This is a genomic window from Kitasatospora sp. Root107, assembly GCF_001424875.1.
Classification (GTDB): domain Bacteria; phylum Actinomycetota; class Actinomycetes; order Streptomycetales; family Streptomycetaceae; genus Kitasatospora.
This window is the reverse complement of sequence record NZ_LMCT01000034.1, coordinates 238,354-252,790: the sequence shown is the minus strand read 5'-3', so window position 1 is coordinate 252,790 and position 14,437 is coordinate 238,354. Positions and strand designations below refer to the sequence as shown.

The 14,437-nt window shown below is 70.9% G+C and carries 10 protein-coding genes and 1 pseudogene; 2 read left to right on the top strand and 9 right to left on the bottom strand.

What is annotated here, in order from left to right; genetic code table 11:
- Positions 1 to 97: 97 nt before the first annotated feature.
- The 6 genes and pseudogenes from ASC99_RS42280 to ASC99_RS26545 form a co-directional block, all read right to left on the bottom strand.
- Positions 98 to 583 (bottom strand): annotated as a pseudogene (locus ASC99_RS42280) (hypothetical protein); the annotation flags it as partial.
- A 183-nt stretch (positions 584 to 766) separates the two neighbouring features.
- Positions 767 to 1,789 (bottom strand): LacI family DNA-binding transcriptional regulator, encoded by a 1,023-nt coding sequence (locus ASC99_RS26565; RefSeq protein WP_200948429.1) that lies wholly within the window; start codon positions 1,787 to 1,789, stop codon positions 767 to 769.
- A gap of 25 nt (positions 1,790 to 1,814) precedes the next feature.
- Positions 1,815 to 3,509: a glycoside hydrolase family 13 protein gene (locus ASC99_RS26560; protein ID WP_057236610.1), complete on the bottom strand. Its 1,695-nt coding sequence runs from the start codon at positions 3,507 to 3,509 to the stop codon at positions 1,815 to 1,817.
- A 101-nt stretch (positions 3,510 to 3,610) separates the two neighbouring features.
- Positions 3,611 to 4,513 carry a sugar ABC transporter permease gene (locus ASC99_RS26555; protein ID WP_057236609.1) on the bottom strand — a complete coding sequence of 301 codons (903 nt, stop codon included), beginning with the start codon at positions 4,511 to 4,513 and terminating at the stop codon, positions 3,611 to 3,613.
- Positions 4,510 to 5,505, bottom strand: a complete 996-nt coding sequence (locus ASC99_RS26550) for a carbohydrate ABC transporter permease (protein WP_057236607.1) — start codon at positions 5,503 to 5,505, stop codon at positions 4,510 to 4,512. Before ASC99_RS26550 ends, ASC99_RS26555 begins: the two co-directional genes overlap by 4 nt.
- 113 nt (positions 5,506 to 5,618) lie before the next feature.
- The gene (locus tag ASC99_RS26545) at positions 5,619 to 6,902 is read right to left on the bottom strand and encodes an extracellular solute-binding protein (RefSeq protein WP_057236605.1); all 1,284 of its coding nucleotides are present in this window, start codon (positions 6,900 to 6,902) and stop codon (positions 5,619 to 5,621) included.
- A gap of 307 nt (positions 6,903 to 7,209) precedes the next feature.
- Here ASC99_RS26545 and ASC99_RS26540 point away from each other — a divergent pair, with 307 nt between their 5' ends.
- Positions 7,210 to 8,361: a globin domain-containing protein gene (locus ASC99_RS26540; RefSeq protein WP_057236603.1), complete on the top strand. Its 1,152-nt coding sequence runs from the start codon at positions 7,210 to 7,212 to the stop codon at positions 8,359 to 8,361.
- Between the two features lie 10 nt (positions 8,362 to 8,371).
- Here the strand turns inward: ASC99_RS26540 and ASC99_RS26535 are convergent, their stop codons facing one another.
- The 3 genes from ASC99_RS26535 to ASC99_RS26525 all read right to left on the bottom strand — a co-directional run bounded on the left by ASC99_RS26535 (position 8,372) and on the right by ASC99_RS26525 (position 13,110).
- Positions 8,372 to 8,998: a metalloregulator ArsR/SmtB family transcription factor gene (locus tag ASC99_RS26535; RefSeq protein ID WP_082598642.1), complete on the bottom strand. Its 627-nt coding sequence runs from the start codon at positions 8,996 to 8,998 to the stop codon at positions 8,372 to 8,374.
- Positions 8,999 to 9,024: 26 nt separating this feature from the next.
- Positions 9,025 to 10,086, bottom strand: a complete 1,062-nt coding sequence (locus ASC99_RS26530; RefSeq protein ID WP_057236599.1) for an aldose epimerase family protein — start codon at positions 10,084 to 10,086, stop codon at positions 9,025 to 9,027.
- Between the two features lie 96 nt (positions 10,087 to 10,182).
- On the bottom strand, positions 10,183 to 13,110 hold the full coding sequence (locus ASC99_RS26525; RefSeq protein ID WP_057236597.1) for an AAA family ATPase: 2,928 nt from the start codon (positions 13,108 to 13,110) through the stop codon (positions 10,183 to 10,185).
- A gap of 286 nt (positions 13,111 to 13,396) precedes the next feature.
- On the opposite strand from ASC99_RS26525, the gene ASC99_RS26520 reads away from it, so the two are divergent.
- Positions 13,397 to 14,347 (top strand): hypothetical protein, encoded by a 951-nt coding sequence (locus tag ASC99_RS26520; RefSeq protein ID WP_057236595.1) that lies wholly within the window; start codon positions 13,397 to 13,399, stop codon positions 14,345 to 14,347.
- Positions 14,348 to 14,437: the final 90 nt, after the last annotated feature.

Here is a 14,437-nt window from a genome sequence, read left to right as displayed (position 1 = left end):
GCGGCTGACCACTCGGGTCGCCGAGCTCGAGGCCGAGCTGGCCGGGCTGCGCGAGGCCCCCGCCGAGACCCCCGCCGAGCCGACCGACTGACCCGCGCCTGCGGCGGTAGTAGGCGACCGTGACCGCAGCCAGCAGCGGCCCCCAAGCGACCAGGGGGAGGTAGCAGACCAGCAGCAGCCAGAAGCCCGGGCCGCTGTTCGGCATGCCCTCGCCGGTGTCGTTCAGCGGTTCGACCAGGTGCAGGAGCTGGTTGACGGTCGCGTAGGTGGTGACCAGGAAGGCGCCGGTCGCCGCCGGGACCACCGCGGCCAGGACCGGGACCCGTCGGCCGCCGAGCAGCGGGACCCAGTCGGGCACCACCTCGCCCCAGGGCCGGACCAGCCCGAGGGTGAGCAGCGCGAGGGCCTCCGCGACCACGGTGAGCATCACCACGTACGACTGTTCCCAGAGGGCCCAGTTGTGCTCGCCGTACCAGTCGGGGAATCCGGTCAGCAGGCCGATCCGCCACAGACCGGACGGCAGGGTGACCAGCGGTACGGCGTGGGCGGCGACGACGGCCCAGCGGGGTGCGGGCTTGATCATGTGACGGCTCCTCGGCTCCTGCCCTCAAGTGGGCACGGACCGATCCTGCCGCCGGGACACACCCGGCCGCCTCGGTCCTGGGGGCGGACCGTCTCCCCTCGGCGGGGGATGCCCCTCGGCCCTGCGGACGAGAAAGCCGAGTGGGGCACGAGGAGAACCCTCGTGCCCCACCCTGACGTCCGGTCAGCTCTTCGGGTTGGCCCCGGTCGAGCCGCGCATCACCAGCTCGGGCTGGAACATGAACTCGGCGCGCTGGCCCGGGTTTCCGCCGACCTCCTCCAGCAGGGCGTCGACGGCGGCGGTGGCCATCGCCTCGACCGGCTGGCGGATGGTGGTGAGCGGCGGCTCGGTGAAGGCGATCAGCGGGGAGTCGTCGAAGCCGACCACCGAGACGTCCTGCGGCACCGCGAGCCCGCGCTGCCGGACGGCGCGGATCGCACCGAGCGCCATCATGTCGCTGCCGCAGACGATCGCGGTGCAGCCCTTGTCGAGCAGCGCGTTGGCCGCCGCGTGGCCGCCCTCGACGCTGAACAGGGTGTGGTGGACCAGCCCTTCGGCGTCCGCCTCGCTCAGGCCGAGCAGCTCGCGGACCGCCGCCGTGAAGCCCTCGATCTTGCGCAGCACCGGCACGTACCGGCGCTGGCCGACCGCGAGGCCGATCCGCTCGTGGCCGAGCTCGACCAGGTGCTGGACGGCCATCCACATCGCGGCCCGGTCGTCCGGCGAGATGAACGGGGCGGCGATCTTCTCGCTGTACCCGTTGATCAGCACGAACGGCACCTGACGGCCGGTGAGTTTGGCGTACCGGTCGTGGTCGGCCGTCGAGTCGGCGTGCAGGCCGGAGACGAAGACGATGCCGGCCACCCCCCGCTCGACCAGCATCTCCACCAGTTCGTCCTCGGTGGAGCCGCCCGGGGTCTGGGTGCAGAGCACCGGGGTGTACCCGTGCCTGCTCAGCACCTGCTCGATCACCTGGGCCAGCGCCGGGAAGATCGGGTTGCTGAGCTCGGGGGTGATCAGGCCGATCAGGCCGGCGCTGCGCTGCCGCAGCCGGGTCGGGCGCTCGTAGCCGAGCACGTCCAGGGCGGCCAGCACTGTCTGCCTGGTTGTGGCCGAAACCCCTGCTTTGCCGTTGAGGACGCGGCTGACGGTCGCTTCGCTGACCCCCGCCTGCGCCGCGATGTCAGAAAGTCGCGCCGTAGTCACGATCCCAGAGCCTATTGCAACCACGTCAGACCGCCCACCAGATGGTGCTGTCCGCCGGAAGGACCGCCTCGCCGTCCACCGCGACGGCTTCGGTGGAGGAGAGCAGGATACGGCCGGGGGCCGCGATCCGGACCGGTTCGGCACCGGCGTTCACCGTGCAGACGAAGGAGCCGCGACGGAAGGCCAGCACGCTCGCCGGCGTCTCCAGCCACTCCACCGAGGTGCCCGCGCCGAGGTCCTGCTGCTCCCGACGGATGGTCAGCGCGCTGCGGTAGAGCTCCAGCGTCGAGGTCGGGTCCCCGGTCTGCACCTCCACGCTCAGCCCGGCCCACTCGGCGGGCTGCGGCAGCCAGCTCGGGCCGCCGGCCACCGGGCCGAAGCCGTACGGCGCCTCGGTGCCCGACCACGGGATCGGCACCCGGCAGCCGTCCCGGAAGCCGTCCTGGCCGGCCTGCCGGAAGAACGACGGGTCCTGGCGGACCTCGTCGGGCAGGTCGGTGACGTCCGGCAGGCCGAGCTCCTCGCCCTGGTAGACGTACGCGGAGCCGGGCAGCGCGAGCATCAGCATCGTGGCGGCCCGGGCCCGGCGCAGGCCGAGTTCCCGGTCGCCGGGGGTACGGATCTGGGTGCCCAGGCCGGGCGGGTTGGCGAAGCGGGTAGCGTGCCGGGTGACGTCGTGGTTGGACAGCACCCAGGTCGCGGGTGCGTCCACCGGGCGCATCGCGTCGAGCGAGACGTCGATGACGGAGCGCAGCTCGGCGGCGTCCCAGGAGGTGCCCAGGTACTGGAAGTTGAAGGCCTGGTGCAGCTCGTCCGGGCGGACGTAGTTGGCGGTCCGCTGCACGGTCGGGGTCCACGCCTCGGCGACGCCGATCCGCTCGCCCGGGTACTCGTCCAGGATCTTGCGCCAGGCGCGGTAGATGGCGTGCACGCCGTCCTGGTCGAAGAACGGCATCACGTCGTTGCCGAGCAGCTTGAGCTGGTCGGCGCCGCCGAGGTCGGGCAGGCCGGGGGCCTTGACCAGGCCGTGCGCGACGTCGATCCGGAAGCCGTCCACGCCCATGTCGAGCCAGAACCGCAGGATCGAGCGGAACTCGTCCGCGACCGCCTGGTTCTCCCAGTTGAAGTCGGGCTGCTCGGGGGCGAACAGGTGCAGGTACCAGTCGCCGTCGGTGCCGTCCGGGTTCGTGGTGCGGGTCCAGGCCGGGCCGCCGAAGATGGACTCCCAGTCGTTGGGCGGCAGTTCGCCCTTCGCACCCTTGCCGGGACGGAAGTGGTAGCGCTCGCGCAGCGGCGAGGCCGGGCCCTCGCGCAGCGCGCGCTGGAACCACTCGTGCTGGTCGGAGGAGTGGTTCGGCACCAGGTCCACGATGATCCGCAGACCCAGCTCGTGCGCGTCCCGGATCATCCCGTCCGCGTCCAGCAGGCTGCCGAACATCGGGTCCACGGCGCGGTAGTCCGCCACGTCGTACCCGGCGTCGGCCTGCGGGGACGCGTAGAAGGGGGACAGCCAGACCGCGTCCACGCCCAGTGCCTTCAGGTACGGCAGCCGGCTGCGGACGCCCGGCAGGTCACCCATGCCGTCCCCGTTCGAGTCGGCGAAGCTTCGCGGGTACACCTGGTAGATGACCGCATCCCGCCACCAGCCTCTGGAGGCAGCACCGTTCGCAGCGATGGGCTCGGCGGCGGGCCGGGAGGTGTCGGCCAGGTTCTGGGTCATGGACAGTCATCCCTTGGGGACTAGGTGTCGTCCCGCCGGCCCGGGGTACGGGCCGGCGGCACGCGGCAACAGGCAGTTTCGGAAGCTGGATTGACGGTACGTCAGGACTTGGCCGCACCGGCGGTCAGTCCGGTCACGAGGTGACGCTGTACCAGGTAGAAGACCAGGGCTGCGGGCAGCGCGATCAGCACCGAGGTGGCGGCCATCAGGTTCCACTGGCTCTCGTACTGGCTGACGAAGGTCTGCAGACCGACCGCCAGGGTGTACTTGGAGGAGCTGAGCAGGAAGGTGGAGGCGAAGGCCACCTCGGCCCAGGCGGTGAGGAAGGAGTAGAAGGCCGCCACGGCCAGGCCCGGGCGGGCCAGCGGGATGATCAGGCGCCAGAAGGTGCCGAACGGGCTGAGCCCGTCCACCCGTCCTGCCTCGTCGATCTCCACCGGGATGGTGTCGAAGTAGCCCTTCAGCAGCCAGGCGCAGTACGGCACGGTGGTGGCCGAGTAGACGATGATCAGGCCGGTGTAGCCGTCCAGCAGCTTGAGCGAGGCGAGGATCGTGTACATCGGCACGATCAGCACCGCGATCGGGAACATCTGGGTGACCAACAGGGTCCACATCAGCTGGCGGTGCCCCGCGAAGCGCATCCGGGAGACCGCGTAGCCGGTGGTGGCGGCGACCATCACGCCGAAGACGGTGGTACCGCCGGCCACGATCACCGAGTTGAGGAACCAGCTCGCGAAGTCGGTCTCGAACAGCACCTTGGAGTAGTTCGAGAAGGTGATCTTGTCGAAGATCTGCCCGGGGTGCAGGTAGTCCATCTTGTCCGGGCCGAGCGAGATGAAGCCGATGTACAGCACCGGGAAGAGGGCCACCAGGCTGGCCATCACCAGGGCGCCGTGCGAGAGCGCGCGGACCAGCGGGCTGCTCTCGCCGCGGCGGCGGACCTTGGGCGGGCGGGCCGGCGGAGCGGCGGGGGTGAGTACGGTCTCTTCGATGGTGGCGGTCATCGGGAAGCCTCTTCGTTCCGGGCCAGCCAGCGACGGTAGAAGCTGGTGAAGACGATCAGGATGGAGAGCAGCAGCACGCCGTAGGTGGCCGACTGGGCGTAGTCGCGCGGCTGTTGGCCGAAGCCGAGGCGGTAGGCCCAGGTGACCAGGATCTGCGCGTCGGGGGCGCCGTTGCCGAACAGCAGGAAGATGACGGCGAACTGGTTGAAGGTCCAGATCACGCCGAGCAGCACCACCGTGGAGGAGACGGTGCGCAGGCCGGGCAGGGTGATGTGGCGGAACTGCTGCCAGGCGGTGGCGCCGTCCATCTCGGCGGCCTCGTACAGCTCACCGGGGATCGACTGCAGGCCGCCGAGCAGCGAGACCATCATGAACGGGACGCCGACCCAGGTGTTGACCAGGATGGCCGCCGCCTTCTGCGCCAACGGGTCGGAGAGCCAGGCGGGTTCGGGCAGACCGAGCGAGCCGAGCAGTCCGTTGACCACGCCGCCGTCGGCCAGCATCAGCCGCCAGGAGAAGATGGTGACGAAGGTCGGCACCGCCCACGGCAGGATCAGCATCAGCCGGTAGAAGCTGCGGCCGCGCAGCCGCTGGTTCATCAGCAGGGCCAGCGCCAGACCGGTCGAGTAGGTGAGGGTCACACAGATGACCGTCCACGCGATGGTCCAGACGAAGTGTGACCAGAACCGGTCGTAGGATCCCGGGCCCCACAGGATGTCGGCGTAGTTGTGCAGGCCGATGTACTGGTAGGTGGCCGGGATCTCCTTGACCCCGATGGTGCGGGCCGAGTTGAGGCTGTTGGCGTCCGTCAGGGTCAGGTAGAAACCGTTGATCAGCGGGTAGCCGACCAGCACACCGAGCACGATGACGACCGGTGCGACCATCGCGTAGGCGTACCAGTGCTTGCTGTACGAGAGCTTGACGCGCGCCACCAGGCCAGGGCGCGGTTCCTGGCTGCCCTTGGTGGGAGCGCCTTGCACGGCGACTGCCATGAGTTGACACCTTTTCGGGAGGTCCGCCGCGGCTCGGGGCGGTGACTGCTGCTGGTACGGGACGAGCCGCCCGGGCCACCTCCGTCAGGTGGGCGGCCCGGGCGGCCTGCTTGTTACTTCGAGAAGCCGGGGAGCAGCTTCAGGTAGTCCACGGCGGTGGCGTCCAGGCCGGCCTGGGTGCTGCTCTGGCCCTGCACGATCTTGCCGAGGTTGGTGCCGATCGAGCCGAACAGCGAGCTGTACTCGGGCAGTTCGGGGCGCGGCTGGGCGGAGGCCAGGATCGACTGGAAGCCGGCGATGCCCGGGTTGGCCTTGACCTCGGCGGTGAACGCGTCGCTGCGGGTCGGCAGGGTGGAGTTCTTCAGCGCCAGGAAGGTCTGGCTCTCGGCGGAGGTGAGGAACCCGGCCAGCTTCTCGGCGGCGGCCTTGTGGGCCTTGTCCGCACCGGCGTAGACCGAGACGTTGTGGCCACCGGTCGGGGCACCGGCCTTGCCGGCCGAGCCGCCCGGGACGGCCGCGATGCCGAGGTTGTTCTTGTCGGCGAAGGCGGCGCCCTTGTAGATGTTGGTGATCTCCCACGGGCCCTGGATGATCGCCGCGACCTTGCCGGTGTTGAAGGCGTCCATCATGTGCGCGTAGCTGTCGGTGGTCACGTCGGCCTTGGCGGTGCCGGGCGCGGTGAACATCGACTTGTAGGTCTCGACGGCCTTGGCGGCCTCGGGCGAGTTGACGGTGATCTTCTTGCCCTTGGCGTCCACCATGTTGGTGCCCTCGCCGTACAGGAACGGCATGGCGTAGTAACCGTCGGCGGCGCGCATGAAGAAGCCGTCCACGCCGGCCTTCTCCTTGAGCTGGGCGGCGGCGGTCTTCAGCTCGTCCCAGGTCGCGGGGGCCTTGGTGATGCCCGCCTTGGCGAACAGCTCCTTGTTGTAGAGCAGGCCCAGGGTGTCGGTGACGATCGGGGCGCCGTAGACCTTGCCCTCGTACGTCGCCTGCTCGACCAGGCTGGCCTGGAAGGCGGCCTTGTCGGTCATCGCCGGGGTGCCGTCCAGCGGCTCCAGGTAACCGGCCTTGGCGAAGGCGGAGGTCCAGCCGACCTCGGAGCGGAACGCGTCCGGGGCGCCGGTGGCGCCCATCGCGGTCTGCAGCTTGTTCTGTGCCTGGTCGAACGGGACGTTCTCGAACTTGACCTTGATGGTCGGGTTCGCGGCCTCGAACTTCTTGACCAGGGCCTCGTAGTTCGGCGCCTCGTTGGTGGCGTTGGAGGTGTCCCAGTAGGTGATGGTGACCGGGCCGTCAGCAGCCTTGTCATCGGATCCGGAGCCGCTGCTGCCACAGGCTGCCATGGTGACCGCAAGGGCCGCAACGAGGGCAGAGGCCGCGATGCCACGCCGCATGAGAACTCCTAGGGAAAAAGGTGGGGGTGCCCGGGATGGAGGTGGACGGCGCATAATGGCTGTCCCGTTGCCGACTGGGCCTTGCGGCCGTCGGGCTTGGGGAGGAACGTAACAGCGATGCAACCGCTGTCGAAAGTCCTTGCAGCAAGTTTCTGCAAGAACCGGGGATCGTTACGTCCACGTGTCCTGGGCGTTGCCGCAAGGTAGTCGGCGGACGGAGCCTCGGAAGGGTGACCTTTGGCCCCTTTTTACAGGATGGCCGTCATTTATATTAAGAGCGCAGCTGTCAGCGTCCCAGGAGGAACCTGTGCTCTCCCCGCAGTCGACCGAGACCGTCCGCGCCACCCTGCCCGCCGTCGGCGGAGCCATCGGGGAGATCACCCCGCTGTTCTACGCCAAGCTGTTCGCCGCCCACCCCGAGCTGGAGCGCGACCTCTTCAACCGGGGCAACCAGGCCGCCGGCGACCAACCCCGGGCGCTGGCTGGCTCGTTCGCCGCCTACGCGACCATGCTGGTCGAGCACCCCGAGGTGCGCCCTGGCGCGATGCTGGCCCGGATCGCCCACAAGCATGCCTCGCTCGGCGTCACCGAGGCCCAGTACCAGGTGGTCCACACCCACCTGTTCGCCGCCATCGTCGAGGTGCTCGGTGCGGCCGTGACCCCCGAGGTGGCCGCCGCCTGGGACGAGGTCTACTGGCTGATGGCCGGTGAACTCATCGCGCTGGAAGCCAAGTTGTACCAGGAGGCCGGTCTGGAGCCGGGCGACGTCTGGCAGTCGATGACCGTCACCGGCCGTCGCCAGGAGACCGCCGGCGCGGTCTCCTTCACCCTGCGCCGCACCGACGGCGAGCCGGTCGGCGCGTTCCGCCCCGGCCAGTACGTCAGCGTCGCGGTCCAACTCCCCGACGGGGCCCGGCAGATCCGTCAGTACAGCCTCTCCGCCGCCCCCGACCGGGACGAGTGGCGGATCACCGTGAAGCGCGACGGCGAGGTCTCCACCCAGCTGCACACCACCGTGCACGAAGGCGACCCGATCGAGGTCTCGCACCCCTTCGGCGACCTGGTCCTGGACGAGAGCGAGGCGCCGCTGCTGCTCGCCTCCGCCGGGATCGGCTGCACCCCGATGATCGGCATGCTCGACCACCTGGTGCGCACCGGCTCCGAGCGCCGGGTCACCGCGGTGCACGGCGACCGCTCGGCGGCCGACCACGCCCACGCCGCCGAGCTGACCGCCCTGACCGGCGAACTGCCGGGAGCCGCGCTGCACCACTGGTACGAGGACCGCGACGGCCTGGTCGACCTCACGGCCGTCGAGCTTCCCCGGGATGTCCGGGCCTACCTCTGCGGCCCGCTCCCCTTCATGCGGGCGGCCCGGGCCCAGCTGCTCGACCGGGGCATCCCGGCCGAGGCGATCCACTACGAGGTGTTCGGCCCCGACCTCTGGCTCGCGAGCCGCTGAGCACTGAGCGCTAGGCGCCCGAAGGCCCGATGGTGATGCTGCACACCCCCGGCGCGCTGAACGGGTGCAGCCGGACGGTGTCCTGACCGTCCGCCAGGGCGTCCAGCAGGCCCTGGTGGACGGCGCAGATCACCTCCGGGTGCCGCTCGGCGGTCCGCAGGAACGGGCAGTCCCTGAGCAGCAGCTCGCCGTCCGGGCCCGGCTCGGGCCGGAAGCCCCAGCGCTCGGCGGCGGCCCGGACCCGCTCGATGAGCGGGGCGTCGTCCGGCGGCAGCTCGGCGCCCCAGTCCCGGCCGGCCTGGACGGCGCCCAGCCGGCCGTAGCCGTGCGCCAGCACCTCGACCAACTCCCGGTAGGCGTCCAGCTGTTCGTGGGCGGGGGCGGCGGCGTAACGCAGCTTCGGCCGCCCCCGGCCGGTGACGGGCTGCCGGGCGACGGTCACCAGACCGGCCTGCACCAGGGCGGTCAGATGGTGCCGGATGGTGGTCGGGTGCAGGCCCAGCGCGTCGGCGAGATGCTGGGCCTCCAGCGGCTCGGCCGCCGAGGTCAGCACGGCCAGCAGCGCCCGGCGGGCCGGGGCGGCCAGCGCGCGGTGCACACCGGCGTCCCCCGCTGCTGCTGCCCCGACGCCGTCCATACCGTCAATATACGGCGATACCGGGATCAGCCGACGCCCAGCCGCAGCACGGTGACGGACCGGAACTCCTCGCCGGGCCGCAGCACGGTGCTCGGGTATTCGGGGTGGTGCGGCGAGTCGGGGTGGTGCTGGGTCTCCAGCGCGATCCCGGCGTACTTCCCGTACGGGACACCGCTCGGGCCGCGCACCGCGCCGTGGAAGCCGTTGGCCGTGTAGACCTGCAACCCGGGCTCGGTGGTGAGCAGCTCCAGGGTGCGGCCGCTCTCCGGGTCCTCCAGGAAGGCGGCCCGGGTCGGCGTACCGTCCGTGCTGCGCTCGCGGAGCACCCAGTTGTGGTCGTAGCCGCCCGCCGCCGTCAGCTGCGGGTGGTCGTCCCCGATCGCCTTGCCGACCGGGCGGGCGGTGCAGAAGTCGAACGGTGTGCCCGCCACCGGCTCGTACGGGCCGAACGGGATCTGCCGGGCGTCCACCGGCGTGTACACGTCGGCGTCCACGGTGAGCAGGTGGCCGAGCACGTCGCCGCTGCCCTCGCCCGCGAGGTTGAAGTAGGCGTGGTTGGTCAGGTTGACCACGGTGGGGCGGCTGGTGACGGCCCGGTAGGCGATGGTCAGCTCGGCGCCGTCCAGGGTGTACTCGACGGTGACGTCGAGCGCGCCGGGGAAGCCCTGGTCGCCGTCCGGGCTGTGCAGCTGGAGCCGGACACCGCCCGGGATCTCGGCGGCGGCCCAGACCCGGTGGGCGAAGCCGTCCGGGCCGCCGTGCAGGGTGACGCCGTTGCCGGTCGGGGCGAGCGGGTGCTCCTCGCCGTCGATGGTGATCCGGCTGTCGGCGATCCGGTTGGCGTACCGGCCGACGGTGGCGCCGTAGTGCCGGGCCGGGCCAAGAACGCCCGTCAACTCCTCGGTGCCGAGCAGGATCTGGGCCGGGCGGCCGGCCCGGTCCGGGGCGGTCAGACCGTGCAGGGTGGCACCCAGGCTCAGCACGGTGGCCTCGACCCGGTCGCTGCCCAGCGTCCAGCGCTCGATCGCCGCACCCGCACCGGACGAGTCGAAGGGCTCCCGCCGCACTTCGGTCTGCTGAGCCGCCATCAACCGTTCCTCCTGATCCGCCGCGAACTGTCAACCAGACCCTATGCCCTGGGCCCCGCTCCGAGCCGGAGCGACGGCATAGTCGGCCGAGTCCGGTCAGTCGGTGTCCTCCGGCTCCGGCCGGGGCAGGCCGAGTGCCTCGGCCAGGCCCTCGGGGCCGGTGCCGATCTTGCGGTGGACGGCGGCCAGCCGCCGGTGCACCAGGCTCAGCTGGACGTTGAGCTGGTCGGCGATCCGCTGCGGAGGAACGCCTTTGGCGGCCAACTCGGCCACCTTGCGCTCGTGCTGACTGAGCGACTCCTTGCTGAGGGTGCGCAGCCGGTTCGGCCGCAGCCCCGTCCTGGCCAGCTCACGCCTGGCCTGGGCGACCAGGCTTTCGGCGCCGCAGTTCTGGGCCAGCTCGATGCCCTGGTAGAAGTACTCGGCCGCCTCGGTCAGCCGCCCGGTCCGGGCCAGCGCACTGCCCAGGTCGACCAGCGAGCAGGCGAGTTCGTAGCTGACCGGGGACTGGGTGAGCAGGTTGACCGACTCCTCCAGCAGGGCCACCGCGACCTGGCCGTCCGAGACGGCCGCCTGGATCCGCAGCGCCGTACCGCGCGCCGAGGCGGTGCCGAACTTCTCCGCCCGCTCCACCGCCTGGGCCGCCATCTCGCGCGCCTCCTCAGGACGGTCGGATGCCAGCGCGAGGGCCAGCTGACCGGCCCACGGTGCCCAGACCGGGTTGAACCAGCCGCGCTTGTCCAGCTGGGCGCCGACCGAGCGGAACACCTCGATCGCGCCGGCCCGGTCGCCCTTGGCCAGCAGCAGCTTGCCGTAGAGCGTGGGCGCGTCCGGCAGCACCATCGCGGTCGGGTGGTAGGGCGGCGCGAAGCGGTACTTCTGCGCCAGCTCCCACGCCTCGCCCACCCGGCCCCGGGCCAGCAGGGTGTCGCACAGCACGCCGACCACGTCCCACTGCAGCGGCAGGTCGGGGGCGATCCGCTCGGAGAGCCGCAGACCCCGGCGGAGGAAGTCCTCGGCCTCCGCGAGCAACCCGCGCCGGAACCGGACCAGGCCCATCAGGAAGTACGAGAAGCCCCGGTGCGCACCGCTCCAGCCGGCCACCTCGAACTCGGTGATCGCCTCGGCGAACAGCTTCTCCGCGCTGTTCAGCTGGTCGGTGTAGGTGTACGTCAGGCCGATGATGGCGGGCAGCTCGAAGCCCCAGGTGGTGTTCCGCCAGCCCAGGCCCTCGGGCAGCCGGCCCGCGTCGGTGGCCTGCTCGACGAAGCCGAGTGCCCGGCCCGCAGGCTCCCCACGGAGCGTCAGATCCCAGGCCCGCAGGGTGTAGACGGCCCGCTCGGGTGTCCGCTGGCCGCTGATCCGGCCGCCCAGCTCGGCCAGCCGGCGGGACCGCTCCGGGCCGTCCGCCTCGTCGCGCTGCCAGGCGATCCACATGAAGTGCAGCGCCTCCAGCCGCAGCCGGTCGGTGCCGGGCGCCGTCCGCTCGGCCTCGATCCGGCAGACCTCCGCTGCCTCGATCAGCTCGCCGGAGTGCGCCAGCACCTCGGACAGCCGGAAGGTGGCGTCCACCCGCTTCTCCGGGCTGAGACCGGGCTCCAGCGCGAGGGCCTGCTTGAGCTGGTGGACGGTGGCCAGCGGGTCGGTGAGCAGCGCGGCGCTGCCCGCCTCGTACAGCACCTCGGCCCGGACGTCCTCGTCCGGCGGCTCGTACAGGGCGCGCTGCAGACAGCGCAGCGCCGCCTCCGGGGCGCCGATCGCCAGGTGCTCGGTGGCGGCCTGGCGGAGCTTGTGGACCATCAGGTCGTCGCCCTCGGGGTGGGTCTCCAGCAGGTGGCGGGAGGCGTCCAGCAGCGAGCCGCCGGAGTTCTCGATCGCGGTGGCCGCGATGCCGTGCATCCCGGTGCGGGTGTTGGGCGGCATGGTCTGGTAGATCGAGGTGCCGATCACCGGGTGGACGAAGTCGAGCCGCCCGTTCGGCCCGGTGGTGAGCACGTGGTGACGGCGCAGCTGACGGACCGACTCCTCCGCCTCGGCCGGGCTCTGCGCGCAGATCACGGCCGCCAGGTTCTGCTTGATGTCGGTACCGAGCAGGGCGCAGGCCCAGGCGAACCGGATCACCCGGGGGCCGAGCTTCTCCAGCCAGTAGTCCATCGTCATGCCCTTGGCGGCGGCCGCCAGGTCGTGCAGCTGCTGGACGTTCTCCTCGAACGGCTCCAGCTGCTGCTCCCGGACCTCGCGCAGCAGCACGGCCACGTCGTACGGGTTGCCCCGGGTGACCGCCCAGACCTGACGGCAGAACAGGTCCTCTGCCTCCGGGCCGAGTTCGGTCCTGACCAGTTCGGTGACCGAGGCCGGGTTCAGCGGGCGGAGCACGTGCCGGCGGGTGGCCTGGCTCTCGATCTGCTGCTGGAGGCTGCGGCCCTCCTCCTCGAACTCGTTGCGGTGCGCGAAGACCAGCAGCACCGGCAGGTGCCTGGACCGGACCGCGAACGAGGCCAGCCAGGTCAGCGACTCCTGGTCGGCCCAGTGCAGGTCGTCCACCATCATCACCAACGGCGCGCGGCGCGGCGCCAGTTGGGTGAGCACGTAGTCCAGGCCGTCCCGGACGCCCTGCGGGTCGAGCTGCTCCACCTCGCCGGACGGCGGGACCAGACCGATGGCCGGGCCGACGATGCCGTACCAGCCGCCGAAGACCTCGATCCGCTCGGCCTCGGTGAGGTCGCCGAGCACCGGCAGCAGCAGCTGCTTGAGGACGTGGAACGGCTCCTTGATCTGCCGCTCGCCGCCTCGGCCGGAGAGCACCGTGCAGGTCTTCCTGAGCTTGGCCAGCCGTCGGACGTGGTCCATCACCGCCGTCTTGCCGAGACCGGCGGGCGAGGCGTAGACGAGGAGTTCACCGATCTCGGTGCCGCCGGCCTCGAAGTCCTGGCAGAGCCGGTCCAGCGCCTGCTCCGCGGTCCGCAACTCCTCGTCCCGCTCGCGCAGGTGACCGCCCCTGGCCCCGCCCTGATGATCGACCACTGCCCCAGCCTCCGCTTCGCACCCGTCCCAATGGACCTGTTGCGAGACTAGTACCGTGGCCGCCCCCGTGGCGCGCGTTCGCGCAGGCTGGAGTGCCCGTTCAGGGTTCGGTGCCGATGCCCGGGGCAAATCCTTTGGTACCCCTAACGTCTGATGATCAGATCAGATACTCTTCGCCCCGAACGGGGCGCCGCATGATCTTCAGCACGTACACGGCGCGAAAGGCTACCTACCAGAGCCGTGGAGAGCGCCAAGAGCACGCACAGAACCGAGCGCCGGGAGTCCCATGTCCGACGAATGCTCACTCGAGCTTCCGTTCCCCCACCGTCGAAACCCGCACCAGCCCCACGCCACACAGCACCACCAGGAATGGCTGCACCGCCACCGCGAACTCGCCGCCTCCACCGGCGAATTGGCATATGCCGGCTGGGAGGTGCCCGAGCTCGCCGCGCTCACCTACCCGGAGAGCTCTGCCGAGGACCTCGACCTGGCGGCCGACCTGATGGGCTTCTACTTCCTCTTCGACGACCAGTTCGACGACGCCCTCGGCCGGGAGCCGGAACGGGTGGCGGTGATCTGTGAACGTCTCACCGCCATCATCCACAGCACCCGGCCGCTCGGCAGCACTCCCACCGAACGCGCCTTCGCCGACCTCTGGCGGCGCAGCCTGCAGGGGATGTCCGCCCGCTGGCGGGCCAGGGCGGCGTACAACTGGGAGTGGTACTTCGCCTGCCATCCCGCCGAGGCGGCCGGACGGATATCCAGCCGTCTCCCGGACCGCGAGGGCTACCTGATGCTTCGTCGGGGGACGGCTGCCATGGAGACCATCTTCGACATGGTCGAACGCCTGGGCCGGTTCGAGGTCCCGCAGGCGGTGCTGCACCACCCCGTGCTCCGCCAACTGCGGCAACTGGCCGCCGACATACCCTCGCTCTCCAACGATGTCCGCTCCTACGCCCAGGAACTGGCCCGAGGCGATGTCGCCAACCTGGTGATGATCGTCCAGCGTGAACGCGGCTGCCCCGCCGACGAAGCCGCCTCGGTGGTGATGGCCGAGGCCCAGCTCATGGTGGACCGATTCGCCGAGCTGATCGACCAACTCCCCGAGATCTACAGCCTACTGGGTCTGACACCGGCCGAACGCCACTCCGCGCACAAGTACGCCGACGGGCTGGCCGCCTGGACCGCCGGCTACCTCCGCTGGGAGGCCGGAACCGGTCGCTACCTGGCCGGTTGAGCCGGCCCGGAAGGCACCGTGGCGGCCGGGCCGCCACCGGGCTAGGGTTCCGCACGGGTCACTACTCCGAGTGTTCGAGCAGTGACCCTC